This is a genomic window from Bradyrhizobium genosp. SA-4 str. CB756 (genome assembly GCF_000473125.1).
In the GTDB taxonomy this organism is placed as follows: domain Bacteria; phylum Pseudomonadota; class Alphaproteobacteria; order Rhizobiales; family Xanthobacteraceae; genus Bradyrhizobium; species Bradyrhizobium arachidis.
This window is the reverse complement of record NZ_KI421499.1, coordinates 4,253,091-4,279,703: the sequence shown is the minus strand read 5'-3', so window position 1 is coordinate 4,279,703 and position 26,613 is coordinate 4,253,091. Positions and strand designations below refer to the sequence as shown.

Sequence of the window (26,613 nt, the reverse complement as noted above, 5' to 3'; positions counted from 1 at the left end):
AGATGGCGAACGACAAAGTATTGGTGACCGGAGCTGCAGGCTTCATTGGCTTTCATGTTGCTCGACAACTGTTGGCTAATGGTCGCGAAGTGATCGGCGTTGACAATATCAATGCCTACTACGACCCCAAGTTGAAGGAAGCGCGCGTCGAGATTCTCAAGCGCGATTCGAAGTTCAGGTTTGTGAAGCATGATCTAGCCGATCGCGCCGCATCAGCCGCACTGTTCGAACAGCATCGATTTCCGATCGTGATTCACCTCGCGGCTCAAGCCGGCGTTCGCTATTCACTGCAAAATCCGCACGCTTATATCGATGCGAATCTCGAGGGGTTCGTCAATGTGCTGGAAGGCTGTCGTCACAACGGGTGCCGGCATCTCATCTTCGCATCCTCTTCGTCGGTGTACGGCGCGAATACGAAGCTGCCCTTTTCGGTGCGGGACAATGTCGACCATCCGATCAGCCTCTATGCCGCCTCTAAGAAAGCCAACGAACTGATGGCACATGCCTACAGCCATCTCTATCGCATTCCAGCGACCGGCCTACGGTTCTTCACGGTCTATGGTCCCTGGGGCCGGCCGGACATGGCGATGTTCATCTTTGCCAAGGCAATCCTTGCCGGTGAACCGATCAAGCTGTTTAACCATGGCGCGATGCGGCGCGACTTCACTTATGTCGATGACGTGAGCCAGGCGATCATGCGCCTGATCGACCGTCCACCCCAGGGACAGCCGGGGCCGCCCGCCGATCCTGCGACCAGCAGCGCCCCTTGGAAAATTTACAACGTCGGTAACAACCGTCCTGAAGATCTGATCGACGTGGTATCGCTGCTGGAGAAGGAATTCGGCAGGACGGCAATCAAGGAAATGCTTCCGATGCAGCCCGGCGACGTTGAGGCGACCTACGCCGATATTGCCGAGCTCGAACGCGACATCGGATTCCGCCCGTCGACGACGATCGGCGAGGGCATCGCATGGTTCGCGAAATGGTATCGCGAGTATCACCGGCTTTAGCAGGTCGCGATCAGTGAAATGACAAGCACTGATCAAGTATGGGCGCCGGCACACGATTGGAGTCCGCCTCGCGCGGTCGGGCTGAAGCAGTTCTTGCCGTGTTCGGACCGCGCTCGATCCTTCAGGATACGCCGATCTCGCTTCGAATCCTCAGTCTTTCGATCGTTCGATCTTTATTAGCAGTATCCCGATCGCCGTCAGCGCGGCGCGAACCGCACTGCGGTTTGTCGTCCCGGCACGGACGGTCGCTATGATCGCGCAAAGGATAGGCGGCGCGCGCTCTGTCGGCGTCACCGTAAAAGCCGAGGGGCGCGAGGGAAAGGAGCTTGCGCACACCAACTCGGCGATGACGGCGCGGCCACGCCGCAGATCGGTGCCTGCGATCAGGCCAGCGCCTGCTCGTGCACGCCGGCCACGGCGCGCCCGGAGGGGTCGGCCATCGCTGCAAAACTGGCGTCCCAAGCGATCGCCGCCGGCGAGGAGCAGGCGATCGACTTGCCACTCGGCACGGTTGCGGCCGCCGCCTGGGTCGGGAAGAACTGCTCGAACAGGTGGCGATAGTAATACGCCTCCTTGGTCTGCGGCGGGTTGTGCACGAAGCGCTTGTCGGCTGCGGCCATCACCCGGGCGCTGACCTGCGATTCGGCGTGTGCCTTCAGCCCGTCGATCCAACCGTAGCCTACGCCATCGCTGAATTGTTCCTTCTGCCGCCACAAGATCGAATCCGGCAGATAGCCTTCGAATGCTTCACGCAGCAGTGCCTTCTCGATCCGTCGCGCGCCGTCGGCGCCTTTGCCGACCATCTTGTGCTTGGCATCGATGCGCATCGCCACGTCGAGGAACTCGCGGTCCAGGAACGGCACGCGCGGTTCCACGCCCCAGGCCATCATCGACTTGTTGGCGCGCAGGCAGTCGTAGTTATTGAGCGCGTTGAGCTTGCGCACGAGCTCTTCGTGAAATTCGCGCGCATTGGGCGCCTTGTGAAAGTACAGATAGCCGCCGAAGATTTCGTCGCTGCCCTCGCCGGATAGCACCATCTTCACCCCCATCGCCTTGATCCGGCGTGCCAATAGGAACATCGGCGTGGAGGCGCGGATGGTGGTTACATCGTAAGTTTCGACGTGGCGGATCACTTGCGGCAGGGCGTCCAGGCCTTCTTCGAAGGTATATTCGAAGCCGTGGTGTACGGTGCCCAACGCCTTGGCGGCGATCGCCGCGGCGGCCAGGTCGGGCGAGCCCTTCAGACCGATGGCGAACGAATGCAGGCGCGGCCACCATGCCTCGCTCTGGTCGTCATCCTCGATGCGGTGGCGTGCGTAGCGCGCGGCTACGGCGGCGACTAGCGACGAATCGAGGCCGCCGGACAGCAGCACCCCGTACGGCACATCGGTCATCAGCTGGCGGTGTACCGCACGTTCGAAAGCTTCGCGCAGCGCGGTACGATCGGCTGCCACGCCTTCGACCGCGTCGTAGTCGCGCCACGGGCGCTCGTAGTAACGGGTCAGCGTATCCGCGGCGCTGTCGTACCAGTGGCCCGGCGGGAACTGCGCGGCGTCGGCGCAGATGTCGACCAGCGACTTCAACTCGGAGGCGACCACAAGGCGCCCGTCCTTGTCATGACCCCAGTACAGCGGCACCACGCCGATCGGATCGCGCGCGATTAGCGCGCGTTGCTGCCCGCGGTCCCACAGCGCAAATGCGAAGATGCCGTTGAGGCGGTTCAGGAAAGAGGCCGGGGTGTCTTCGCGGTAGAGCGCGTTGATCACCTCGCAGTCCGAGCCGGTCTGGAAGGCGTAGGGCTGCGCCAGTTCGGCCTTTAGTTCGCGGTGGTTATAGATCTCGCCGTTGACTGCCAAGGCCAGGCCGCCATCCTCGGAGAGGAGCGGCTGTGAGCCGCCGGCCGGGTCGACGATGGCCAGGCGCTCATGGACGAGAATGGCCCCCGCATCCGCGTAGACGCCGCTCCAGTCCGGGCCGCGATGGCGCTGGCGTTGGGACAGATCAAGGCAATGGCGGCGCAGCGCTGGGAGGTCGTCGCCGGCCTGCAGGCCGAAAATGCCGAAGATCGAACACATGAACCGCTCCTGGTGATGAGGAGACAAACCAACCGTCTAGGAACTAACGCCTGTTGTGATCCGCTTCATGGCAAGCCCGCTACAATCAACGCCAGTGCGATGTCCTCAGGACATCGACGCGACCACCTCCAGCATCACCTCCGTCGCGCCGCCGGCGATGGACAGGATGCGGGCGTCACGTGCTATGCGCTCGATCGGACTCTCGCGCATTACGCCCATAGCTCCGTGGAACTGCACGCACGTATACACGACCTCGTTGACGAGTTCGCCGCAGATGGCCTTCAACATCGAGATCTCGCGCATGCAATCTTCGTCCGCCGCCATGCGCCAAGCAGTGGCATAGAGAAACTGGCGGTTCGCCTCCACCTTCGCAGAGAGCATCGCGAGACGTTGCCGGATCGCCTGCATGTCCCATAGGACGGCTCCGAATGCGCGGCGAGCTTTCACCCAAGTGAGGGTCATTTCGATCGCCGCCTCGGCAGTCCCTATCGCCAGGGCGGCAAGCACAAGGCGCTCGTTCTGGAGGTTGCGCATCATGGAGTAGAAGCCCTGTCCCTCCGTGCCGAGCACGTTTTCGGCCGGGATATGGCAACCGTCGAAGACGAGCTCCGCCGTATCGGAGGACCGCCAGCCGTGCTTGTCCAACTTGCGCGCGACGCGGAAGCCCGGCGTTCCTTTCTCGATTAGGAACATCGTTATCCCGTTGCTTCCTGCCGAAAGATCGGTCTTTGCGGCGACGCAGTAAAGATCCGCGTGGACTCCGTTCGTGATGTAGAGCTTCGTGCCGTCGATGACGTAGGAGTCGCCTTCGCGGCGCGCGCGCGTGCGGATGGCCTTCATGTCCGAGCCCGCATCCGGCTCCGTGATGGCGACCGCTGTGATCAGATCGCCGCTGATAATGCCCGGCATCCAGCGGGCGCGCTGGGCATTGGTCCCGTCGTGAAAGACGTACCCGGAAGCCATGTCGGTATGGACCAGTATCGCATCGGCCGCGCCGCCATAGGTCGAGCGCCCAAGCTCCTCGGCGAAGACCGTCGATGCGACCGCGTCCATCTCGGCACCACCATACTCGGCCGGGTAGCGGATGCCGAAGAAGCCCAATTCGCCCATGCGGCGCAGGACCGGGCGGGGAATGAACCCGTCTTCTTCCCAGCGATCCGCACAGGGCTTGATCTCTTCCTCGACGAACCGGCGGACTTGGTCCCGTAGGGACTCGTACTCCTCCGCCACCCAAGGCAGCCCCGGTCCTCGCACCGGTACCCAAGCTTTGTCCATCATCTTCATCCGCTCGGCTATGAGGCCCAACGCAGAAGCTTCCGTTCAGAAGCTGTCAGTTTTGGTCGTTTCAAAGATCTACGGGCCCCGATCGTTGTTCGATAGCATGGCGCCGACAATTGGCTGCCGGCTCGGGCTGGACGTACCCTTTCGCAACCCCTGCCTCTCAGCAGGCGTCGGCGGGCGCGTGCGGTTCATTGACCGAGGTGCGCTATCAGTCAGAACGTCAATCCGGTGCCGCAGATGATCGACCAGCCGATCTGCGCCAGAGGTCAGGATGTCGCTGTGTTCCCCAGCCATCTCAGTTACTTCAAGCCGGGAGCTGAGGCGCCACGCCCGACCATTGGAGCCGGCCGCGTAGAAACTCACAGGCACCTCGAGCGGCTCAGGAAGATATTGCGCCATTGCGCCTGAATAAGCGCCCCATAACGCCGGCGGGATATCAACATTGGGATTGGACAAGCCGTCATACAGCTTCCCGATCCGCAGCCGCTTCAGCAGTTTGGTGATTTTCTTGCTAGCTGACGCTGTGGAGAAGATTTCCAGATGGACCAACAGTTGATAGGTCCAGCGCAGACGGTAAGGCGAAACCACCGGCTTCATCAGCCTCATGATCGCCCGCGTCACCGGACGGGCATTGATGGTCGGCGGATCAACCATCGCGACCATATCGACCTTGTGGCCGGCTGCCATCAGCAGGCGGGCTGCCTCGAACGCCACCAAGGCGCCGTTGCATTTGCCGCCCAGGAGGAAGGGGCCGCTCGCCTGCCTTTCCAGGATCAGCGGTAGGCGGTCCGCGGCCATCTCCTCGATCGACGGCGGAATCTGATCCCCGTGAAGACCGTGGGGATCGATGGAGACGATCGGATAATCAGGCCCGAAAACCTCCGCCATCCGCCGCACAGTCAAGTGGCCGCCGATCAGGTCCCCATTGAAGAAATACAGGGGAGGCCTACCGCCACGGGTATGGAACTGGAGGATCTCCTCCCTCGGTTTCTCCGAGATTGAAGGGGTATCGGCCGCCATGCGCATTTCGTCGATCAATTCCGCCAGTTCGGCCACGGTTGGGCGCTCGAACAGAATGCGAAGCTGCATGTCGACGCCGAAGGTCTTTCGCATGCGTGACACCGCCCGCATGACCAGGAGTGAGTGTCCGCCCAGGTCGAAGAAGTTGTCGCGACATCCGATCGATTTGATCTTCAAGAGATCGCACCACAGCGCGGCCAGCGTCTTCTCGGTCTCGGTGGAGGGAGCGGCGAAGTCTTGTGCAGGCTGGACGTTTTCCGCCGTCGGCTCGGGTAGCGAGGAGCGGTCGATCTTGCCGTTGGACGTGAGTGGCATCCGTTCGAGGCGAATATAGTGCGTTGGAATCATGGACTCCAAGAGTTCTTCGGCGAGGTGGGCGCGCAGGTCTGACACGGCCAGGAGCTTCGATGAGACATAGTAGGCGACAAGTCGTGCGAGGCCGTCTTCGGCCGCTGGCGGTTCGACATGGCCGACTTGGGGCATTATTTGTGTCGCTGGCTTCGCCACCGAGGTGGCAATGGCAGCGACAGCGCATTCCTGAACGTGCGGATGCCTGAGAAGCCGTGCTTCGATCTCGCCCAGTTCGATACGCGTGCCACCGATCTTCACCTGATGGTCGGCGCGGCCGAGAAATTCCAGGCGCCCTTGCGAGTTCCAGCGGGCTAGATCTCCCGTCTTATAAAGCCGCAGGTCAGAAGACCCACCTCGGGGATCGGCGGCCATGTGGAAACGCTCATCGGTCAGGTCAGGGCGATTGAAATAACCTCTCGCCAGACCGTCGCCGGCAATGAACATCTCTCCGATGATGCCGGGGCCGATGGGATGATATGCCTTGCTGAGGATGTAGATCCCCGCATTGGCGGCTGGAACGCCCACCGGCACCGACGCGGATCGATCCCGGTCAATGTCGAAACGGTGAATCATGCAGCCCACGGTGGCTTCGGTTGGCCCGTATTCGTTGTAGATCTCGGTGGGATGGGGGATAGCTTTCGTGATATCGCGGGCCAACTCGGTCTTGAAATCCTCGCCGCCCACGATGAACTTTCGCAGTCTTGTGGTCGCAAGATTGCGGTCGCGGACCATCGCCAGATGTGCCGGCGTCAGCTTCATGATGTCGACGGCATTGTCGTCGACGACCTTGAGCACCACCATGCTCTGCGCTCCGGGATCGCCAAGATAGACCACGATGCGGCCGCCGGTGATGAGCGGTGTGAACAGTGTTGTGACGGTAAGGTCGAAGGCGAGAGATGAGAAAAGAGGCCATGCGAGACGTTCGCCGGAACTGTAGACCCGAGCCGCCCACCAGATGTAGTTCACCAGGCTGCGGTGCTCGATCTCGACGCCCTTGGGAGTGCCGGTCGAGCCGGAGGTGAAGATGATATAGGCTGTGCCGTCCGGCGTAGCGGCGGACGGTCGGGCCGAATCCGGCTGATTCAAAATCGAACCAAAATCGGCGTCGAGCACGAAGATGTCGGCAAGGTTCGGGGAAATGACCGATTGCAGGCGCGCCTGAGTGATCACAACCGGCGCCCGCCCGTCGGTCCCGTTGGAAATGTCCTTCAGGATCGTTGCGATACGTCCCTTCGGCGTTGCCGCATCCAGCGGCACGTAGGCTGCGCCGGACTTTAGGATGCCCAAGATCGCGACGACAACTTCAATGGAGTGCTCCATGAACACCACGGCAATCCGACCCGGTCCTACGCCGGTCGAGCTCAAATGCGTGGCCATCTGGTCAGAGTGTTGGTCGAGCTGTCGGTACGTCAGCGTTGCATCACCGAAGCGGATCGCTTCGGCATCGGGACTCCGCGTCACCTGATCGCGGAACAGATCGACGATCGTCCTGTCCGACGGGTAGGGCGCCGCCGTGGCGTTGTAGTCGACAACCAACGCCTGATGGTCGGCCTCTTTCAGCAGCGCAAGCGGTACGCCCTCTGCCGGGATGGGTAGGACTTCATTCATGAGATGGGCTCCCATCGGGCAAAATAAAAATCAAATCAAGTCACCGGATGATCATTCATTTCCGAACGACCATGTTCCCGATGTATCCAGATTTCGGTACGAACGTTCGGACAACCCAATCCTTTTCATCCCAGGAAATGCGCTGTCCTAAGCCGCACCCCAGGGCCTTGGAGATTGCCTCCAGCCGGGTCCAATGCCGGAGGAAGTCTTCCAGACGGTCTTCCGGACCAAGGGCGGTGTAGGACTCGTACTCGGAGGCGGAAAGACAGAGCGCCGCGATCTCGTCCGCTTCGGGCACCGGGAGAATTGCCTCGATGTCCACCCCGATCTCTTGCCTGGTCGAGAGCGCTATGACCGCCACATCTGCGGATCGTGAGACGCTGAAGTGCAAATCGCGCGCAGGCATACGGTGCGAGAGGTGAGGTTTGCCCAATCGTCCATACTCTAGTTCGACGTCGGACGGCGAAATTCCCAGTTTGGAAGCGAGGACCCGGCGCAGTTGCCCCCGGGTAACAATAAAGCGGCGGCGGTCCTGCTCCAATCTTAAACGCTGGGCGCGCCGACGTTCCTCGTCGTTGAGGCAAGCGCCTGTCCGCCGGATGGTGTCCGGCTCCACATCGAGCATGAATGTCAGGATCTCCAATCCATCATTCTCGAAAACCGGCATTTCGGTCCGGGGTCTCAGCTCGACCGCTTTGTCCAAAAGGCTCGAGAGGGCCGTGTTGGATTTGCGCGCCCCGCGTTCAGGCTTGTGGCCCGGCCGGTCCTGGCCACCAACGCCATAACGATCCTTCTCCCACTCGTTCTGCGCGCGGGCCTTGATGCGAAAACTCATCACGCCTTACTTTCTGCGCCCAAATTCTGATTTCGGATCGCCAGCAGTAGAGTTGGAACGGCATTTGAACGGTTGCGGATCGGAAGTTTAATCCCGCAGTGCGATGGCTCAATGGACCATCGTAATTACCCATTTGTTGCCGCTTCCCATCCAGCGGCCCGGGGATTGCACAGGCGGCGGAGCTCATCGCGGAGCATGCTCCTCGAGCAAGGCGATGTAGAGGGCGCGGATTGTTCCGGCGCGCCCCGTCCAGATTAGCTGCGCTCAGGCGAGCTTCGCGCTCGCGGAGAGCTACGGACCCTTGGGTCTTGCGGAGTGGGGGGAGTTACGGGACGCGCGGCGACGCAATCAACACGCAGAATCTCTATGCGAGGGCTGCCGAATCAAGAAAGGCGAAAGAACGAAACGCGGCGCGGCGTCGGCGAGCGAAGCCAAAGGAGGTAATCCCTCGGCGTCGTTGCACTCAGCTGTGGCGACAAGTCAGTTGGACGCGCGAGAAGTCTGGCAAAGCTGCTGAGGAGCTGACACTCGCTTCAGGCGATCTGCGGCGAAGCCTCTTGCCGCAGTCGCGTTGCAGCATCCGCTATCAGGGTCGAGTTTTGAGAGCATAGACGTTGGATGCGCAGGAATAGGGCCGGTTGTGTAAACACAGGAACTGTCCACGATGATTCTTTTGACTGGCGGCGCTGGCTATATTGGATCCCATGTGTGCATTGCCTTACTGGATGCTGGGTTCGATGTCGTCGTAGTTGACAATCTCTCGAACAGCAACAAAGCCTCCCTTGAGCGGGTACAACTCATCTGCGGGCGATCCCTCACCTTTCGGCAGGTCGACATTTTGGATGAAGAGGCCATCTACGAAACACTATGTTCGTACGAAGTATCGGCGGTTATCCATCTTGCGGGCTTGAAGGCGGTAGGCGAATCCAGCATTCGTCCAATGACCTATTACGAAAACAACCTGCTCGGAAGCATGCGCCTCGTTTCGGCGATGAACAGGGCAAGTGTAAAGACGCTCGTCTTTAGCTCGTCCGCCACCGTTTACGGTGTACCTACGTACCTGCCGCTCGACGAGCACCACCCTCTTGGGCCGACAAACCCATACGGCCGTACTAAACTCTTCATCGAAGAAATGTTGAAGGACCTCTATCGGTCCGACAATGATTGGCGAATTGGGATTCTCCGATATTTCAATCCCGTCGGCGCACATGAAAGCGGGCTGATCGGTGAGGACCCGAAGGGCGTCCCGAACAATCTGCTGCCATTTGTCGCGCAAGTGGCGATCGGAAAACGAGAGAAGCTGCGGATTTGGGGAAACGATTACGACACGCCGGACGGCACTGGGATCCGCGACTTCATTCATGTCGTTGATCTTGCGTCTGGTCATCTGAGTGTTTTGAATAGCCTGAAGCAGCCCGGACTCCTTACGGCGAACTTTGGAACGGGCAATGGCAGCAGCGTTCTGGACGTTGTTCGGACGTTTGAAGCCGTGAGCGGTAGGTCAGTTCCATTTGAGATTGACAAGCGCCGGATCGGTGATGTCGCTGTCTGTTTTGCCGATCCCACGTTTGCCGAAAGGGTGCTGGGGTGGAGATCGGTGCGATCACTGGAGGAAATGTGCGCAGACCATTGGCGCTGGCAATGCAAGTGTCCCGACGGTTATCGTGGTACAAACTCTGAAGGCCGTTAGATCGCGCCGCGATTGGACGATGTCAGGCGCACAAGTCGTCGACCGCGTGTGGCTGTGGTGTCGCTGTAAGCCGAACGCCGCCCATCACGAGAGCCGCCCCAACAAGATCCAGCCACAAATGTCGACTGATGATGCGAACTGCGATGTCGCTGCCATCATACCAGCGAGCGGAGTGCGCAACAATATAGGATCCTACCGCGACAACGACATGCTCGGGCGCGGAAATGCCGCGCCACTGCGTCAATATCCGAGACCGCGAGCGCGGCAATAACTGTCTGGCTGCTGATTTCCGGAAGGTATGGTGAAGACGGACCTTGGTGGTCCCATCGCCCAAATGTTCAGTCGGCGCGCAATGTCCGTCCCGGTCTGGGCTTTCATCGCTGTTTATTCCACCGACGGATCGTCGCGGAGCAGCTCTTTCTTCAACTGCCGCTCCGCTTCCAAATAGAACTCTTGGTCTCGCCCCTTAGGCATCCCGGCTTGCTCCCACAGCCGATACGCGCGGCACTCGATCTGCTTCTGGCTTGGAAGAACCCCCATCTGCCTTAATCCCGAGGGGCTTTGACCGTGAGATTGGCCGCCTCTGCTCGTATCGATCAACCCGTTGTCTCCTCAGCTAATCCCTGGTTCTATCGCCCACAAACATCCAACTGCCGCCCGCTTGATGGTCGCTGATGCGAACTAACAGGCGCCAAGCGTGATCCGGACCTCGTGAAGTCCGCCGCGCAGAAGTCCACGGAATCATGTGGGCGGTGCCGTGGCGTTGGGAGTGGAGAAAACTGCTCGCGTTTCCCGGAGCGAGCTCGACCGGATCGCGCGGTAGGCCGGGGCCAAGTACTCCCTGGGTCAGGCGGTCTAGGAACACGCCTCGTAGCGGATGACCTTTGCTGGCGCGGCTGTTGGAACACGGGCAATCCATCCGAAATTCGATGCGAGAGTCCGATGGGGAAGATAGGGCATCATCACCGACGGGCAATGTTCCGCCAAGAGGTCACGGTGAGCGGCCGACACCCGCCGTCTGATGTCGTTCCATTCCGGCTCCAGTGCGATCGCAATCGAGTGTCGGATACTGCGTGCAGGCGAGTGAGCGCGACGGCGATCGCTATGGAGCTGTCATGGCTGGCGTGTCAAACGCGCGAAGATCAAAACACATTCTGTGCGCTGTGGTCGAGGTCTGTGCAAGGAGATAGGCCACAGCAGCGTGGCCGCTGTGGCTTATCGAAGATTGCGAGCTGCGTGACGGTTACCGTGCCGTGGGAGTAGTCTTTCATCAGGTCAGACACGCCGTTGCGATGAGGTGCTAGACACGGAACGATGCCCATTAATCGAGTTTAGTGACCCCGGGACCTTGATTGACATGAGCCTGGCGATCGGGTCGCAAGGCGCCGAGACCTGTGGGGTGAGGGATGATCGAGGGCAAGGTGTGTCCATCTGCAGAATGCATCAGTGATCCGTTGTTCATTCCCCAGATCGCGGCCTGCGTCCGGTTCTGGACGCGGATCTTGCGCAGAATCGCCTTGACGTGAACCTTGACCGTCGCCTCAGCTATGTCGATCTTTCGGGCAATGGACTTGTTGGAATTGCCCTCGATCAAACAAGACAAGATCGCCTTCTCGCGGGGAGAAAGATGTGGTGCGACCGGCTCATCCGTCGTGAGCACGATGCCATGCTCGACCTCTTCGGCTGGTGTTGCTTCGCGCTCAAGAATGCCGTCAAGCGCGAACGACAGAAAAGCCGGCGGAAAGACCGCCTCTCCCATCGTCACGAGTTCGATGGACTTGATGAAGGCGTCGCAAGAATTGACGTTCACGAAATAGCCGCTCGCACCAGCTCGATATGCCGAGACAAGTTCATCCGGGCGATAATGATCCGATACGACTGCGACACGCGCATCAGGACGCTGACCCCTGACGAAACGTATCTGGTCCAATGCGACATCGAAACTGTCGCCGTTGTGGATGATGAGAAACAGTAGTTGATGTGACTGGAGCTCGTTTGGCAATTCTTCAGCGCTCGAAACAGAGAGCAGGATCCGGAAACTCGCAGCATGTAGGATCCGTGAAATTCCCTCTCTGACTAAAATGTTCTTTCCAATAAGAATAGTTTCGAAAGATTGACGCCTCGGCATTGTACCCTCCAACGACGTACGCTACGCAATTACACGACTGCAATGGAAGATCTTGAAGTCAAAGTTACCTGCGCCGGCGCTGCCTCCTAACAGGCCGCCAGTTGATCGCCTTTTTCGGCGGGATATCCTTTCGTGCTACCTCGGCTGTGTGCTTCCAGCCTTTGCCATTGTTTGGCAGGTTTTTGCCATCATTTGGCGGGTTTCCCGCCTTCAAGTGGTTAAGCTTTTCCTAACGTTAAATCCGGACTTCCGATTTCGATATATACCGTTCGTTATAGGTTTACTCCCGGAAACTACTGGCGTCCCGGGGCGGGCTGCACAATCTACAGATGAATCAGCCATAGAATATTTCCGCACGTTGAGTTAATCCGTAGGGCTACGCGGGGACTGAGGAGCCAATGAATTGCACAAGGGTGGTAATTGCAGACCGGCATCCGATGGTCTTGCAGGGTCTGAGCAGCCTGCTCGGCGCGGAAGGCGACTTCGAAGTTGTTGCATCTTGTAGCGATGCTGCGAGTTGCGTGCAGGCGATCGAGAGGCTCGCGCCCGACATCGCGATTCTCGATTCAACAATGCCCGAGCTGATCGCACTGAGCTCCTCCGTCCTCAATCCGGCCGATCGCTCGATCCGCTTGGCGTTTTTCATGCCTTCAGAAGACTACGACCTTTTGTTGCCGGACGCGTTAGATGGCTGCAGCGTGGTCCTGAAGGAAACCTTGTCCGAAGTGCTGGTGCAGTCCTTGCGACAAATCGCGCGCGGTGAACGAATATTACCGCAGCCTTCGATTGATCAGGCTACACCGGCTGGCCATGGGGTGACCTCGGACAGTGCGCTGGCCATGCTGACGGACCGGGAGCGTCAGATCATGCGCCTGGTATCGGAAGGACTGTCAAACAAGCAAATTGGACGCCGCTTGAACATTGCCGACGGCACAATCAAAGTCCATCTTCACCATGTCTTTCAGAAGCTGGAGATCAGCAACCGAACAGCGCTTGCGGCTCTCGCCATTTCGCAAAATGATCGGGGCACTCCGGTCAAGTCGACGGAGTCCGAATGAGCCGAGAGCGCTGAGCGCCCGTGTTGCGTCGCCGGGCTGCCAAGGCCAACTGAAGTTCGAGCGGAATGATCCGACACCAGTGGGGTTCTAGAAGATCAGCAGGCGCTTGCCGCGGGTTATTCCGTGAGCGAGAAGTGGAGGACAAACAGCGGCTCACTGTTCGGTTCAGGGCTCTTGCTAACCTCGATCCGCCAGGACGGATGGTCCTCAAATGGTCCGACGTGCTCGCTTCGAAGGATCTCGCGGCTCAACTCGATGGCTGCCGCCCGCGCGGCGTCGATGTCGGGCAGATTCAAGCCGAGGTCATCGGGTACTGACCCGCCGTCGTGGACGTGGAAAAAATAGCGAGGCATTGGAGCATCCGGAAAACGAGGTGCATCCGCGCGACAAGACCAAGCGGATGTCGCAGTAGCGTCCCGGAGTGGGACTATGACGAGCGGACAGTCCCGGTCCATGAGCATTGTTGAGTACCTCAACGTCGAACGGGATCCTCTTAGTTGACATGGACAATTGCGCGTTGCGGTCTAGAGTCTCGTCACGCCGCAATTGTCCACTTCGGCGTGTTCGACGACCCTGGCATTCCTGCAAATCAACCCCCGCCGGGCCGCGATCGCCTCGCCTCGACGGCATGAGGTCGGCTGAGGGCTTGCCCTCCTGGTTCACTTGCCCGCGTCCGCACCTGCTTCGGGCTGCAATCATTGAGCCTCTGCGCGTGAGGCGCCTGGATGCGCGGCTCGGTTTCGGATCGCGCATCGAGCCGCGGTAATCGCATTCATGACATTGACCCGCGCCGCCGGGGGGCTCGAAAGCAGGAGGACGCTTGCTACATTCACCCGCTCAAGCGGAGTACCCCGCGTTTGTTGCAGCGCTTCTCCCGATTCGACCGCCCCAATCTGTACCAACCGTGTATTGGGCGTTGATGATCATCGTGTGCGTGCATTTGTGATTGTCGACGAGGCGAGAGATCTGACAGATGTGCGGAATTATCGGCATTCTAGGACAATCCGCGGTATCGGGGCGATTGATCGACGCGCTCAGACGGCTCGAGTATCGGGGTTACGACTCGACGGGAGTGGCCACCCTCGATGATGGTCATCTCGAGCGTCGGCGTGCCGAAGGTAAGCTCAAGAACCTGGAGGTGCGACTGCGTGCCGAGCCGCTGAGCGGGGATGCCGGAATCGGTCACACGCGCTGGGCCACGCACGGCAAGCCGACAGAATACAATGCCCATCCACACGCGACCGAGCGCGTCGCAGTGGTCCATAATGGCATCATCGAGAATTTTCGAACGTTGCGCCACAGGCTCGAAGCGAAGGGCGCGAAATTCGCGAGCGACACGGATAGTGAAGTCGTAGCACACCTCGTTCATTCCTACCTGTTGATGGGCTATTCGCCCCAGGAAGCCGTCAAGGCGTCGTTGCCGCAGCTGCGCGGCGCCTTCGCACTCGTGTTTCTATTCAAGGGATATCGCGATCTTCTGATTGGAGCGCGCAGGGGGTCGCCACTGGCGGTGGGCTATGGCGACGGTGAGACCTATCTCGGCTCCGATGCGATTGCCCTCGCTCCGTTCGCCCAGGGCATCAGCTACCTCGAAGACGGTGACTGGGTGGTGCTGTCACGCCAGAGAGGAGTGATCCGGGACGCGAATGACGCGGTCGTTACGCGCGAGGTGCTCGAGCCGGGTGGGGCGTCGTTCGTCGCCGATAAGGCCAACTATCGGCATTTCATGGCTAAGGAGATTTGCGAGCAACCGGACGTAGTGGGCCGCACGCTCGCCCATTATGTGGATATGAGAACCGAACGGGTCGCACTGCCGATCAAGCTGCCGTTCGATTTCAGCAATGTCAGGCGCGTTACGATCACGGCCTGCGGCACCGCAAGTTATGCGGGGGCTATTGCAAAGTACTGGTTCGAACGGCTGGCACATATCCCTGTTGATGTCGATATCGCCTCCGAATTCCGCTATCGCGAAGCGCCGCTTCGCAAGGGCGACCTCGCCCTCTTCATCTCGCAATCGGGCGAAACCGCCGACACGCTGGCAGCACTTCGCTACGCCAAGGAGAGGGGAGCCCACACGGTCTCTGTCGTGAACGTGCCGACCTCCACTATCGCGCGTGAAAGTGAAACGGTGCTGCCGACCCTGGCCGGTCCGGAAATAGGTGTTGCCTCCACCAAGGCCTTCACTTGTCAGTTGATGGCGCTCGCCGCCCTCGCGGTCGCTGCTGGAACAGAGCGTGGCGAGATCTCCGTGAGCGAGGAGAGAAAGCTCGTGAGCGCGCTGATTGAGGTTCCGCGCTTGATGGGCGCCGCGCTTGCCAGCGAGCCGCAGATCGAGAAGCTGGCTCGCTATGTCGCAAAGGCACGTGATGTCCTCTATCTGGGGCGAGGCACCAGTTATCCGCTTGCGCTGGAAGGCGCGCTGAAGCTGAAGGAAATCTCCTATATCCATGCCGAGGGCTATGCCGCGGGTGAGCTCAAACACGGCCCGATCGCCCTGATCGACGAGAACATGCCCGTCGTGGTCATCGCGCCTTTCGACGGCGTCTTCGAAAAGACCGTGTCGAACATGCAAGAGGTCGTGGCGCGCGGCGGCAAGATCATTCTGATCACGGACGCCAAAGGTGCGGCGGAATCAGCCATCGAGCCCGTAGCTACGGTACTGCTGCCTGACATGGCGCCGACCTTCGCGCCGATCGTCTACTCGGTTCCGATCCAGTTGCTGGCTTATCATGCGGCCGTGATCATGGGCACCGATGTGGACCAGCCGCGCAATCTCGCCAAATCAGTGACGGTCGAATAGCAGCGAATGTCGTGGCGGGTTATGGTCGCTCGCCGTCCGCGGATGCCGCGATCAAGGACCCGTCCGGAAACATCATCGATCATGCGGCCTCATCCAGGTTGACCACGAGGAGCGGGAAGCGGACACTCCGATTTCGTGAGGGAGTACCAGTCTGCGACGGCAGACTGGTCTGTCGATGGAGACATCGTATCATGCCTCACGACAACCTGCGGACTCGGGCGCTTCGAGTTGGCAGACGGCCGACGTTCGCGGCCCCTTCCGATCATGACGATCTTGCAGGGGCCACGGATGTCGATGATGTATCGATCCTCTAGGTCCTAGCGCACATCATCTGAACGCAGGAGACCTCGCGGGAGCGTTGGTGATCTTCGCGCAATCTCGAAGTCATTTTGGTCGCGCAGTCATCTGGCGCGCGTCTCAAACGATCGATGCGCCAGAACTGCCTGCGTGGTCTAGTGGATGTCCGAGATCTCGGCCTCCTGATGACCGCGCCCATTCGAGGCCTGGTTCGGAGCTGCCGCCCGATCGATTGACAGCGTCAGCGCGTGCCCATTGGCCGGCCGGACCAGTGATCCGTTGTTCATTCCCCAAATTGCGGCCTGCGTTCTATTCTGGACTCGTATCTTGCGCAGGATCGCCTTGACGTGAACTTTCACCGTCGCTTCGGCAATATCGATCTTTCGTGCAATGGATTTGTTGGAATTGCCTTCAACCAAGAAGGAGAGAATCGCCTGCTCGCGCGGTGACAGATGGGGGGCGATCCGTTCCTTAGCCGGAACGAGGACGCTTGATCGCTCTTCGCTCGCCGGCGGCTGGGCCTTGCGGTTAGGCTCGAGATCGAGCACGAACGACAGAAATGCGGGCGGAAATACCGTTTCGCCCATTGTCACAAGCTCGATCGACTTTGTGAAGGTGGCGCATGAATTGACGTCGGCGAAGTAGCCGCTGGCGCCCGCCCTGTAGGCCGAAATCAATTGTTCCGGCCGATAGTGGTCCGAAACGATCGCGACGCGGGCGTCTGGATAGTGCTCCCTTACAAATCCGATGTGCTGCAGGGTGAGATGGAACTCGTCGGTGTCATGGACAATTACAAACAGAAGCTGGTCTGCTTGGAGTGTGCTCGGCAATTCGTCGGGACCCAAGGCCGACATTACGATGTGAAAATCTGCCGCATGCAGGATTCGGGAAATACCCTCTCGCAGTAGAATATGTCGTCCAATCAAAACCACTTTGCAGGATTGTCGCCTCCTCATATCACCCTCCGCGTCAACGCAACGATACAACTTGAACGAATAAGGCTTGGGAAAAGACAGTTGAGTAGGAAAAGCTCGAGCGCGTGTAGGCCTCCCGATTTTGTTTCGATAGCATTTGCTGAAGGTTAGATTTGAATCTTCGGTTTTGCCTATATACCTTTGGTTATAGGTTGACCGGCGGCGACGCGGTCGAATGACGCGGCGTTGCAGCTGCCGGAGATGCGCGAGAACGCGCCAGCAATCTCAAATGCGCGTTTACGATGCACTGCAGCACGCTGTCATTCCAGGTTCGCAAATGGATAGAACACTTGTGCCCTCTTGAGTATTGACCACCGGAGTCCTACGGGCCTCGGCGCGGCAAACTTGCTGTATACTGGAGCTTCAGACTCGTGCGATCATCTACCTTATGGTTTACGCGTTTTGCTCTTGTGACTGACACTTCGGAATATTGATGAGATTTTTGGTGTTCAAGCAATATTGGAGCGGCCAGGGCGGGGGCCCGTAGCTTCAATCACAGAAATGGGGGGCGGCTGGTTAGGGAGCGCCCGATGCGTCGTGCGACTGTGGTGATTGCGGATCGACATCCGGTAGTCTTGTACGGTCTCGCAAATCTACTCGGGTCAGAACCTGATTTCGAGGTCATTGCATCCTGCGGTGACGCCGGGAATTGCATCGCGGCGGTTCTAGACCTTGCTCCCGACATTGCGATCATCGATGCGGCAATGCCGGAGTTGATCGCGCTGCTGAACGATTCGCTCGACCGCTCGCAGAATCGATCGACCCGCCTGGTGTTCTTCGCAGCCAGCGAAGATTGCGATCTCATCTCAGCGGGGCTCCCCGCGGGGCACAGTGTTCTTCTAAAGGAGATGGCGGGCCAGGCGCTGGTGCAGTGCTTACGTGAGGTTATTCATGGTGCGACTGTCGTCCCGGGAGCGCCTACAGATCAGGTCGTACCTCAGGAGCAGAGCGCAAATCCGGAAAATGCACTCGCTGTGCTCACTGAGCGAGAGCGGCAAATCATCCGCCTTGTCTCTCGCGGTCTCTCCAACAAGGAGATTGGCCGCCTGCTCAACATTGCTGATGGCACCATCAAGGTGCACCTCCACAAGATCTTCCAAAAGCTCGAGGTCGGCAATCGCACGGCGCTGGCTGCGCTCGCCATCTCGCAGGATGAGGGCGCAAATTCAATGCAGGACAGGCAGCGCAAATAGGGTCAACCCCGCTGAGTCGAGGACTGCGAGATCATCCCGCGATGATTGCAGCGCGATATGCTGGAAGCGCGGCTGAAGAATTGTCTCTCGCGTCCGGCCAGCGAGAGGGGAGCGCTCATTCTGCCACAGAGAACTGAAGAACGAATAGCGAGCGGCCGCCAAGTGCGGGGCTGTCGCTGACCTCCACCCGCCAGAATACGTGAGGCAAGTGCCGTTCCGTCAAGTCATGCTTGAGGATCTCGCCGCTCAGTTCGATCGCTGCGGTGCGCGCCGCGACAATGTCAGGGAGATCCAGCCCGACGTCGTCGAGAACTGAAGTCCCATCGTGGATATGGAAGAAATATCGCGGCATTGGTGTCTCCGGACAACGCGAAGAGTCCGATGACTGCAGCGAGCCCCGCGCATCACAACTGGGTCATCGGACCCACAATGAACAGATAGCAGGCCGCCGTTGCAGGAGGATACATCATCATTGATGGGTACCTCGACGTTGATCTGATTGATCACGAATCCAAGGTGATTGATCGCTTGGTTATCGTTACGATTGTGGTGCGTCGACGGAGCCCACTTCGGCGCAGCGTTGCGGCCCCGGCTCCCTGCGAATCCTAGCCCCCCGCCGGGGCCGCGATCTTTTGGGCGACTCATGTCGTCCCGTCACGGGCCATCACGCAGATCGTTGATGCTCTTTTGCTCGGGCGACATATCGGGCTGTGATGCTCGTGCGCTCCGCGAGCAAGCTCTGTAAGGCGAGCGCCTTGTTTATCCGCTGGCCCTGGAAGGGGCCCTCAAGCTCAAAGAGATAGCCTACATACACGCCGAGGGATATGCGGCGGGCGAGCTCAAACATGGGCCAATCGCGCTGATAGATCAGGACCTGCCAGTCATCGTCATAGCGCCGAGCGACGCGACGTTCGGGAAGATCATATCGAACATGCAGGGGGGCATCGCCCGTGGAGGTCGCATCATCCTGTTGACCGACCAGAGTGGCGCTTCACTCGGTGCATCCGGTGCTTGCGCGACGTTGAGCTTGCCCGAGATGCCCGACGTCGTGGCGCCGCTGGCTTTTGCTGTGTCGCTGCAGCTCCTGGCCTATCACAGCGCCGCAGCTCTGGGGACCGACGTAGACCAGCCGCGCAATCTCGCAAAGTCCGCGACGGTCGAATAATCCGTCAGGCGCGCAGCCTCTGTTCGTACACTTCAGGACGATGTCCGATGATGCTGGTGTGACAGACGTGCGCTCCAGACTGGGTGCCTCTTTAGAGCAATCCCCATCATCGGCGGTCCTGCGTAAAATCCTCCGGCCTTCGGACTGAAGCTCAGCGCCGAGGTCCGCAGAGCAGGCGGCCTCGCCATCTTGTAACAGCGTTGGCGGGGTCGCTGCTGCTCAGAAAATCAGCTAGGACCGGCAGCGGTCCACGCTGGCGCAGCAGAACAATCTGCCGGGGCGTAGAGAGAGTTCTCGTGTGCGCATCCATTCGGATCGATACAGCATCGCGCGGAAGCGTTGGTGATCCGTCAGGGGAGTAGCCCTTACGTGTATTGGAACACAGATCGGCTTGGAGATAGCCTCAGATCAAGCCTGTCCCGTCGATGGGCTCATTCGGCATTTGCGTCCGCTTTCGCGAGGAACCATGTCTGTTTCGACCAGAACGGCCGGCGCCGACATTCGACGTGGCGATATGGTCAAAATCGTCAACGGCGAGCTGTTCCCGGCGCTCCTCTATGAGCCATACGACGGAAGCGCCGGCGAAGACATTCCCGAGGGCGCTCGTGCCTATTGTCGCAACGACAGAGTCTGGCGAGCAATGCCGCCTGGCTTTCGCCCTTCCTAGAGTCGGTTGGGGTGCGTACTGATGGTGCGACGGCTAGGAAAGCGGATGTTTCGGCCGATATGGGCTGTGAGGGTTTACATCGAACTCGACGATCTCGACGCAGCCTTGTGGCTGGGTATGGCTGGAGCCGGTTCGCCAAGGCCCATCGCGAAGTTGAGCCGCGCTTACCTTTGCAAGCGATAGACAACGCCACTCGCCTTGCGGCGGGAGACCCGATTTGCTTTGGCCGCCAAACTGATAGGTGAGCGCTTTCTCCTGCTGTTGCGAATGGCCGAGGATGATGGGACAGAGTTCGCGGGGATAGCCGTCATATACGCAGAAGACCAGCTTGCGCTTGCGTATGGCTTGTTCGAACAAGCGGTAGTTGGAGCTCGGCATCGCTCTCTCCTTTACACCATCCCGCTCTAGAAGGTCGCGGCCATTGCCGCGAGGCGTCGATGGGCCCTTTCACGGGCAGCATCGATCGGCTGCTGCGGTCCGGTGGTTGGACCGATCGCCAGGAAGCGGACATCGCTGATTCCAACAAAGCGCAGGATTTCCCGCAGGTAGGGCGTTGCCATGTCGATGCGGCCGCGGTTCATGCCGGTGGCGAAGTCGCTGCCGCTGGCGAGGATGACCAGCGTCGGCCGGTCCTGCAGCAGTGGGAAATAGCCCTGCGACGGATCGAACTGAAAGGTGAGCCCGGGCTGGACGATGATGTCGAACCACTGCTTGAGCTTGTAGGGGATGCCGAAGTTCCACATCGGGGTCGAGATCAGCACCCGATCGGCGAGCGAGAAGCGCAGCGCCATGCGCTCGGCCTCGGCGAAGCTCTCGCGCTGCGCCTCGTTAAAGGCCTGAGCTTTCATGCGCGCGTATTTAGCATCGACGATGGGGCCCATGAACTCCGGCATCCGGTCACGCCAGATGTCAACGACATCAATGTCCCAATCCGGCCGAGCCTGGCGGAAGCCGTCAAGAAAGACGCGCGCGCCGGCACTCGAGACGGACTCGGGGCGGGGCGAGCAGGACAGATGCAGGAGCTTTGCCACAGCTCATCCCAGCGCTCTGATGACGGTATCGGCCCTGGTTACGACCGCGACGTTCTGCATGGCAAAATTGATCGAGGCGTTGTGCCAGTCGGCGTTCATGGTCGAGCAGCAATCCTCGGGCACGATCATGAAGTAGCCCTTGTCGGCACCGGTGCGCGCGGTGTGCTCGACCGACATGTTGGTCCATGCGCCGGTATTGATGATCATGTCGCGGCCGGTGGCCTTCAGGATGGTCTCCAGCCGCGTGCCTTCCCAGGCGCTCATCCGCATCTTCTCGACGACGAAGTCGCCGGGCCGCGGCTCGAGGCCGGAGACCGGAGCCGCCCCCCAGCTTCCCCGCACCATCGCCTTGCTATCGACGAGACCCTCGAACAGCGGTGCGTTCAGCGTGACGCCGGGCGCGCCTGGCTCGACCACGAACCAGACATGGATGATGGCGACGCCGCGGGCGCGCGCGGCCTCCGCGAGGCGCCGGACGTTCTCCACGACATGCTGTTGCTTCGCGTGCCCCGGCGCGCCTGATTCAGCGAAGGCGCCGCCGTCCATGATGACGTCGTTCTGGAGATCCTGGATGATCATGGCGCAGCGCTGCGGATCGAGCCGCATCTCGCCCTCGGCGAGAACAGGCGAGGCCGGAGCCGAGCTCGGGCTCGCTCCGCCGCCGGCGCGCCGGCCGCTCATATAGGGCTCGTGACGCGGGCCGACCCTGGTCGGGATCGCATACACCGAACGGGTCGAGGTGAGGTAGAGCGTGCGGAAATCCGGCCCACCCCAGGCGAGGTTGGCGACCAGCTCCGGCACGCGGACCTTGCCGAGCAGCTCGGCGCGCGGGGAATAGACCCAGACGCCGCCGGGGGCGGTGACCCAGACATTGCCGTGCTGGTCGCATTTCATGCCGTCGGGCAGGCCCGGTTCGAGCTCGGACTTGATGCCGCTCGCGAACACGCGTGCGTTCGAGAGCGTTCCGTCGGCATTGACGTCGAACACGCGGATCAGCGCCTGCACGGTATCGTTGACATAGAGCAGCTTCTCGTCGGGCGAGAAGCACAGTCCGTTCGGCTGGTCGAACAGGTTCCGCTCGACCAGGAGCTTCGGCTCGCCGCCTGGCAGGACGTGGTAGACGCCCTGGAAGCCGAGCTGGCGCGGCCGCTCGACGCCATACACCGGCATCCGCCCATACCAGGGATCCGAGAAATAGATTGCACCAGAAGAATGCACGCAGACGTCGTTCGGGCTGTTGAGCTCCTGGCCGCCGAAATGCGAAGCGAGCACCTCACGCCGTCCGTCCGGGCGTTCGCGGACGAGCGACGAGGTCGCGTGCTCGCAGACGATCAGGTTGAGCTCGGCGTCATAGGTCATGCCGTTGCATTTGTTCGAAGGGCGCTTGACCTCGACGACGCCGCGCCGCGCATCCCAGCGCCGGCGCACGTCGCCGGGCATGTCCGAGAACAGCAGATAATGATCGACCGGATGCCAGATCGGCCCTTCCGTGAAATCAAAGCCGGTGCCGATCTGTGCGACCGGCGCATAGGGGTCGATCAGGTTCTCGAACTCGCTTCGCAGGGTGACATGCGTCATCGGTCGATCCTCGGACGCATGATCCGGACCCGAAGGGCCGCGTTAGCGCAAAGTGTGAAGCGGTTTTCCGAAAGGATCATGCGCAAAAAAGCCTCACGCAGGGAACCAGTTGCGCTGGGGAAGGGACTGAACAATCGGGCCAGGAACCTGATCGTGCAGTCGTCCGACCACGTTGCCGCCTTCGATCTTGGCGGGCCGGTCGTGGACGGGAAGGAGATAGCGCGAACTGCTCAGCAGCTTCTTGATCGCCGCCTTCTCCGCGCGCTTGCTGGTGCCATGGTTGCCGGTGGTGCGTGGTTCCCAGTCGTGGATCTCGTGGAAGGGCGTGACGATCTGGTCGTTGAAGTCGTAGATCACGTCGCCGCAGATGGTCGCAATGCCGTCGGCGGTGTGGACGATGATGTTCATCGATCCCTCGGTGTGGGCGTTGGCCGCATCGCAATAGACGCCGGGCATCAGCTCGATCGGACCGGTGATCTCCAGGTCGAGGAAGCGCAGCGCGCTCTTGGTGTGCAGGCGGTCGATCAGGTGCTTGATGTCGGGCGCTGGATATTGCGGATGCATCAGGCCGGAGACGGAATATTCGAGCTCCTTGCGATTGACGACGACGGTCGTGTTCATCGGGAATAGATCGTCCTTGCCGGCGTGGTCGATGTGGAGATGGGTGTGGCAGACGAAGCGCACATCGCCCATGCGCACGCCGTGGCGCGCGAGCTGGTTCTCGATCATATGCTCATGGTACTGAAGCCCGCGCATCCCCAGAGTCTCCATGATCTGGTTGGAGCGATAGCCGGTGTCGACCACGACTGGATATGGGCCGCCGAGGATCAGGAAGCCGAGGGTGAGGACGCGGCGGGTGCGGCCGCAGTCGCGGCCGAGCACCAGGAAGCTCGATTCCAGCTCGATATCGCCATAGTCCAGGATCTTGATCTCCAACGCCATTCCTTGCCCTCCTGTCTCGTGTCTCGTCTGTCAAAGCCGGTAGACGCGCGCAGCCGTCGTCCGGAAGATCGCGTCCTGCTGCTCGGCGCTGAATGGCGCGGCGGCGCTGCGAAAGGCACCGACGAGCTCGCGATAGCTGGTCCACAATTTCTCGATCGGGAAATTGGAGCCGAACAGGGAGCGCTCGGCGCCGAAGATCGCGACCGTATCGGCGAGCACGGCCGCGATGTGCGCGGGGTCGTTGCGATGGATGAAGGTGCCGAGCCCGGACAGCTTCGAGACCACGTTCGGGCAGGTGGCGAGGCGGGCCATCCCGGCGCGCCAGGCCGCGCGTCCCGCCGGCGAGAGATCCTCCGGCATGCCGGCATGCTGGAGGACGAACGTCACCTTGGGGCAGGACTCGGCGAGCAGTGCGGCATCCGGCATCTGCGGCGTGAAGACCTGCAGGTCGAAGCTCCAGCCGTAATCGGCGAGATGCGCGACGTTGCGACGGATCACGGGGTCGGCGCACAGATCCTGACGAGCCGCGAAGCGGTACAGCGGGTTTTCGTGCCAGTGCAGCTGCATGCGCACGCCGCGCAGCAGCGGATAGCGCTTGAGCCGGTCGAGCTGCGGGCGCACGTCGTCCGCCGCGAAATTGGCGTAGGCGACAATGGCATGCGGCCAGCCGTGCTCTTCGGCGGTCCGCTGCACCCAGGCGGCCTCGTCCTCGAAATGCTCCGGCGCCCAGTTGGTCTGCACATAGACCGAGCGCTTGACGCCTGTGCCCTTGAGATCCTCAAGATACTCCTCGATCGGATAATCGCGCCGGATCGGCTCGTACGGTCCGAAGATGCGCGGCTGCATGGGGCCGGTCAGCCAGGGCAGGTCGGCCTGCCGCCAGATGTGGTGATGGCCGTCGACTATATCGTTCACGCAGCTCTCCTTCCCAGTGCCAGTACATGGGCGACGATCGAGGCGCTCGATCCGCCGTCCACGAGATCGTCGACAAAGCGTTCGATCGCGACGAGCGCTTCGGTCTGCGGGCGAAAGCCTGGTCCCGTTGCGAGCGGCGTCAGCCAGCTCAGGCGCCAGGCCCGCCGCGACAATTTCGCCACGGCGTCGCGAAGAGCGTCGGGCTCGCCGCGTTCGAGTCCGTCGGACACGATGACCACGGCGGCACCGCGGGCATAGCCGCCGAACCGAGGGACCGCCAGGAACGCTTGCAGCGCATCGCCGATGCGGGTGCCGCCGTCCCAGTCACTGACGAGATGTGCGGCCGCGCTCAAGGCCTGCTCGCGTCGCTTCAGCCGCAGCGCGCGGGTGACACGGGTCAGGCGCGTGCCGAAGGTGAAGACCTCGACATTCGGCGCAGCCTGCACCAGCGCATGGGCGAGTTTCATGTTCTCCTCGGTGCGGCTCTTCATCGAGCCGGAGACGTCGATCAGCAACAGGATCTTGCGGGGACGCTGGCGCCGCTTCAGGTGGCCGAGACGCAGGATTTCGCCGTCGCTGCGGACGCTGTCGCGCAAGGTGCGGCGTAGATCGGCAAAAGGGCCGCGGCGTGCCCGCATGCGGCGGTGGCCGCGCCGCCGCGGCAAACGCCGCGGGGCCTCGCGCGCCAGGCGGCGGAGCGGATCGGAGGTGGAGAGCTGGGCGAAGCGGCGCTCGACCAACGCCTCGGTGCGCGTCGCGGTGAGGCCGGACTCGTTGGCCTCATCGGAGAGCAGGGGCTCCTCGTCGCCGCGACCCTCTTCCTGGAGCCGGACGGTCTCGTCGTCCTCGCCGTCGTCGGCGTGCTCGATGGCCTCGCTGCCGCGGAAATGCAGGTCGAACAGCCGGTCGAAGGTGGCGCGGCGCTCTGGGGGCGGGGCGAGGGTGGCAAGCGCAGACTGCCTGATATCCCTGAGGTCGCGCGGACCCAGCAGTTCGATCGCTGCCAGGAACGCGGTGGTCTGTTCCGGCGCAACGGCAAAGCCGTTGGCGCGCAGCAGCGCGACGAAGGAAATGAAGATCCTGGCAGCGCGCGGGAGCTGCAGCTCGGTGCTCATGCGGTCGCCTCCGCCAGCATGGCATCGAGCCGCGGCGCGACGAAGTGCAGGTCCTCCTCATCCTTCAGCGCCACGCCGATCGAGCGCTTGAAGGCGTCGGGCCAGCGCGCGCCGCCCTTGTTGAGCAGCGTCGCGGCCTCCGCCCAATCGACGGCCTCGGCGATGCCGGGCGCCTTGCTCAACGGCTCGCGTCGCAATTTCTCGACGGCCGCGACGACGGCGCGGGCCGTGGCTTCGGCGACGCTGGACGCGCGCATCATGATGATCCGCGCCTCCCGCTCGGCCGTGGGATAGTCGATCCAGTGATAAACGCAGCGGCGCCGCAGGGCTTCGTGCAGATCGCGCGTGCGGTTCGAGGTCAGCACGACTACGGGTCGCTCGGCCGCGCGGACCGTGCCGCGCTCGGGAATGGAGATCTGGAAGTCGGAGAGGAATTCGAGCAGGAACGCCTCGAACTCCTGGTCGGCGCGGTCGATCTCGTCAATCAGCAGCACGGTGGAATCTGGCGCGCGCAGCGCCGCCAGCATCGGCCGTTCGATCAGGAAGGTCTCGCCGTAGATGTCGATGCTATCATCGCCGGCCTGGCGGATCGCGAGCATCTGGCGCGGATAGTTCCATTCATAGAGTGCGGCCGACGCGTCGATGCCTTCATAGCATTGCAGGCGGATCAATTGCCGGCCGAGCACGGCCGCGATGGCCTTCGCCGCTTCCGTCTTGCCGACGCCTGGTGCGCCTTCCAGCAGCAGCGGCTTGCCGAGGGCAAGGCCGAGATAGGCGGCGGTCGCGAGCCCTTCGTCGGCGAGGTAATAGGCCGCCCGCAGGGCCTTCTCCAGCGCCTCCGGGCTGTCGATGCCGACGATGTTGCTGCGAACGGCCACGA

22 protein-coding genes and 1 pseudogene are annotated in these 26,613 nt (G+C 61.1%); 7 read left to right on the top strand and 16 right to left on the bottom strand.

Annotation, left to right across the window (positions count from 1 at the left end; translation table 11 throughout):
• Nucleotides 1–2: 2 nt before the first annotated feature.
• Complete coding sequence (locus BRAGE_RS0121125; protein ID WP_027557054.1) at nucleotides 3–1,010, top strand: NAD-dependent epimerase; 1,008 nt, start codon at nucleotides 3–5, stop codon at nucleotides 1,008–1,010.
• A gap of 383 nt (nucleotides 1,011–1,393) precedes the next feature.
• Here the strand turns inward: BRAGE_RS0121125 and asnB are convergent, their stop codons facing one another.
• The 4 genes from asnB to BRAGE_RS0121105 all read right to left on the bottom strand — a co-directional run bounded on the left by asnB (nucleotide 1,394) and on the right by BRAGE_RS0121105 (nucleotide 8,180).
• The gene (asnB, locus tag BRAGE_RS0121120) at nucleotides 1,394–3,085 is read right to left on the bottom strand and encodes an asparagine synthase B (protein WP_027557055.1); all 1,692 of its coding nucleotides are present in this window, start codon (nucleotides 3,083–3,085) and stop codon (nucleotides 1,394–1,396) included.
• Between the two features lie 105 nt (nucleotides 3,086–3,190).
• On the bottom strand, nucleotides 3,191–4,369 hold the full coding sequence (locus BRAGE_RS0121115; RefSeq protein ID WP_051378484.1) for an acyl-CoA dehydrogenase family protein: 1,179 nt from the start codon (nucleotides 4,367–4,369) through the stop codon (nucleotides 3,191–3,193).
• A gap of 69 nt (nucleotides 4,370–4,438) precedes the next feature.
• Entirely contained in the window at nucleotides 4,439–7,345 is a 2,907-nt protein-coding gene (locus BRAGE_RS48955; protein WP_231164330.1) for a non-ribosomal peptide synthetase, read from the bottom strand.
• Nucleotides 7,346–7,400: 55 nt separating this feature from the next.
• Nucleotides 7,401–8,180 (bottom strand): 4'-phosphopantetheinyl transferase family protein, encoded by a 780-nt coding sequence (locus BRAGE_RS0121105; protein WP_084334090.1) that lies wholly within the window; start codon nucleotides 8,178–8,180, stop codon nucleotides 7,401–7,403.
• A 664-nt stretch (nucleotides 8,181–8,844) separates the two neighbouring features.
• Between BRAGE_RS0121105 and galE the strand changes: the two genes are divergently transcribed.
• The gene (gene galE / locus BRAGE_RS0121100) at nucleotides 8,845–9,870 is read left to right on the top strand and encodes a UDP-glucose 4-epimerase GalE (RefSeq protein ID WP_027557058.1); all 1,026 of its coding nucleotides are present in this window, start codon (nucleotides 8,845–8,847) and stop codon (nucleotides 9,868–9,870) included.
• Nucleotides 9,871–10,254: 384 nt separating this feature from the next.
• Here galE and BRAGE_RS52910 read toward each other — a convergent pair whose 3' ends face one another.
• Nucleotides 10,255–10,470: a DUF2934 domain-containing protein gene (locus BRAGE_RS52910; protein ID WP_231164331.1), complete on the bottom strand. Its 216-nt coding sequence runs from the start codon at nucleotides 10,468–10,470 to the stop codon at nucleotides 10,255–10,257.
• A gap of 721 nt (nucleotides 10,471–11,191) precedes the next feature.
• Entirely contained in the window at nucleotides 11,192–11,998 is an 807-nt protein-coding gene (locus tag BRAGE_RS52125; protein ID WP_051395235.1) for a response regulator transcription factor, read from the bottom strand.
• 437 nt (nucleotides 11,999–12,435) lie between these two features.
• On the opposite strand from BRAGE_RS52125, the gene BRAGE_RS48945 reads away from it, so the two are divergent.
• Nucleotides 12,436–13,056: a LuxR C-terminal-related transcriptional regulator gene (locus tag BRAGE_RS48945; RefSeq protein ID WP_231164332.1), complete on the top strand. Its 621-nt coding sequence runs from the start codon at nucleotides 12,436–12,438 to the stop codon at nucleotides 13,054–13,056.
• 116 nt (nucleotides 13,057–13,172) lie between these two features.
• Here the strand turns inward: BRAGE_RS48945 and BRAGE_RS0121080 are convergent, their stop codons facing one another.
• Complete coding sequence (locus BRAGE_RS0121080; protein ID WP_027557060.1) at nucleotides 13,173–13,409, bottom strand: DUF6894 family protein; 237 nt, start codon at nucleotides 13,407–13,409, stop codon at nucleotides 13,173–13,175.
• 620 nt (nucleotides 13,410–14,029) lie between these two features.
• On the opposite strand from BRAGE_RS0121080, the gene glmS reads away from it, so the two are divergent.
• On the top strand, nucleotides 14,030–15,856 hold the full coding sequence (gene glmS, locus BRAGE_RS0121075) for a glutamine--fructose-6-phosphate transaminase (isomerizing) (protein ID WP_027557061.1): 1,827 nt from the start codon (nucleotides 14,030–14,032) through the stop codon (nucleotides 15,854–15,856).
• Between the two features lie 452 nt (nucleotides 15,857–16,308).
• Here glmS and BRAGE_RS48940 read toward each other — a convergent pair whose 3' ends face one another.
• Nucleotides 16,309–17,109 (bottom strand): LuxR C-terminal-related transcriptional regulator, encoded by an 801-nt coding sequence (locus BRAGE_RS48940; RefSeq protein WP_084334094.1) that lies wholly within the window; start codon nucleotides 17,107–17,109, stop codon nucleotides 16,309–16,311.
• Between the two features lie 548 nt (nucleotides 17,110–17,657).
• On the opposite strand from BRAGE_RS48940, the gene BRAGE_RS48935 reads away from it, so the two are divergent.
• Nucleotides 17,658–18,320, top strand: a complete 663-nt coding sequence (locus BRAGE_RS48935; RefSeq protein WP_051377960.1) for a LuxR C-terminal-related transcriptional regulator — start codon at nucleotides 17,658–17,660, stop codon at nucleotides 18,318–18,320.
• Between the two features lie 115 nt (nucleotides 18,321–18,435).
• Here the strand turns inward: BRAGE_RS48935 and BRAGE_RS0121060 are convergent, their stop codons facing one another.
• Nucleotides 18,436–18,672, bottom strand: coding sequence for a DUF6894 family protein (locus BRAGE_RS0121060; protein ID WP_027557062.1), 237 nt, complete (start codon nucleotides 18,670–18,672; stop codon nucleotides 18,436–18,438).
• A 393-nt stretch (nucleotides 18,673–19,065) separates the two neighbouring features.
• Between BRAGE_RS0121060 and BRAGE_RS52905 the strand changes: the two are divergent.
• Nucleotides 19,066–19,485: pseudogene (locus BRAGE_RS52905) on the top strand (SIS domain-containing protein); the annotation flags it as partial.
• 466 nt (nucleotides 19,486–19,951) lie between these two features.
• Nucleotides 19,952–20,152: a hypothetical protein gene (locus BRAGE_RS54660; RefSeq protein WP_141262995.1), complete on the top strand. Its 201-nt coding sequence runs from the start codon at nucleotides 19,952–19,954 to the stop codon at nucleotides 20,150–20,152.
• Nucleotides 20,153–20,185: 33 nt separating this feature from the next.
• Here the strand turns inward: BRAGE_RS54660 and BRAGE_RS52900 are convergent, their stop codons facing one another.
• From BRAGE_RS52900 to BRAGE_RS0121010, 7 genes are all read right to left on the bottom strand, one after another.
• Nucleotides 20,186–20,530 carry a hypothetical protein gene (locus tag BRAGE_RS52900; RefSeq protein WP_084334096.1) on the bottom strand — a complete coding sequence of 115 codons (345 nt, stop codon included), beginning with the start codon at nucleotides 20,528–20,530 and terminating at the stop codon, nucleotides 20,186–20,188.
• A gap of 26 nt (nucleotides 20,531–20,556) precedes the next feature.
• Nucleotides 20,557–21,183, bottom strand: a complete 627-nt coding sequence (locus tag BRAGE_RS0121035; RefSeq protein WP_027557066.1) for an FMN-dependent NADH-azoreductase — start codon at nucleotides 21,181–21,183, stop codon at nucleotides 20,557–20,559.
• Between the two features lie 3 nt (nucleotides 21,184–21,186).
• Nucleotides 21,187–22,761, bottom strand: coding sequence for an isochorismatase family protein (locus BRAGE_RS0121030; RefSeq protein WP_027557067.1), 1,575 nt, complete (start codon nucleotides 22,759–22,761; stop codon nucleotides 21,187–21,189).
• A 93-nt stretch (nucleotides 22,762–22,854) separates the two neighbouring features.
• Nucleotides 22,855–23,703: an MBL fold metallo-hydrolase gene (locus BRAGE_RS0121025; RefSeq protein WP_027557068.1), complete on the bottom strand. Its 849-nt coding sequence runs from the start codon at nucleotides 23,701–23,703 to the stop codon at nucleotides 22,855–22,857.
• A gap of 30 nt (nucleotides 23,704–23,733) precedes the next feature.
• Nucleotides 23,734–24,618, bottom strand: coding sequence for an amidohydrolase family protein (locus BRAGE_RS0121020; RefSeq protein WP_027557069.1), 885 nt, complete (start codon nucleotides 24,616–24,618; stop codon nucleotides 23,734–23,736).
• Nucleotides 24,615–25,733: a vWA domain-containing protein gene (locus BRAGE_RS0121015; RefSeq protein ID WP_027557070.1), complete on the bottom strand. Its 1,119-nt coding sequence runs from the start codon at nucleotides 25,731–25,733 to the stop codon at nucleotides 24,615–24,617. Before BRAGE_RS0121015 ends, BRAGE_RS0121020 begins: the two co-directional genes overlap by 4 nt.
• Complete coding sequence (locus tag BRAGE_RS0121010) at nucleotides 25,730–26,611, bottom strand: AAA family ATPase (protein ID WP_027557071.1); 882 nt, start codon at nucleotides 26,609–26,611, stop codon at nucleotides 25,730–25,732. The genes BRAGE_RS0121015 and BRAGE_RS0121010 overlap by 4 nt, the downstream gene beginning before the upstream one ends.
• Between the last annotated feature and the right edge of the window lie 2 nt (nucleotides 26,612–26,613).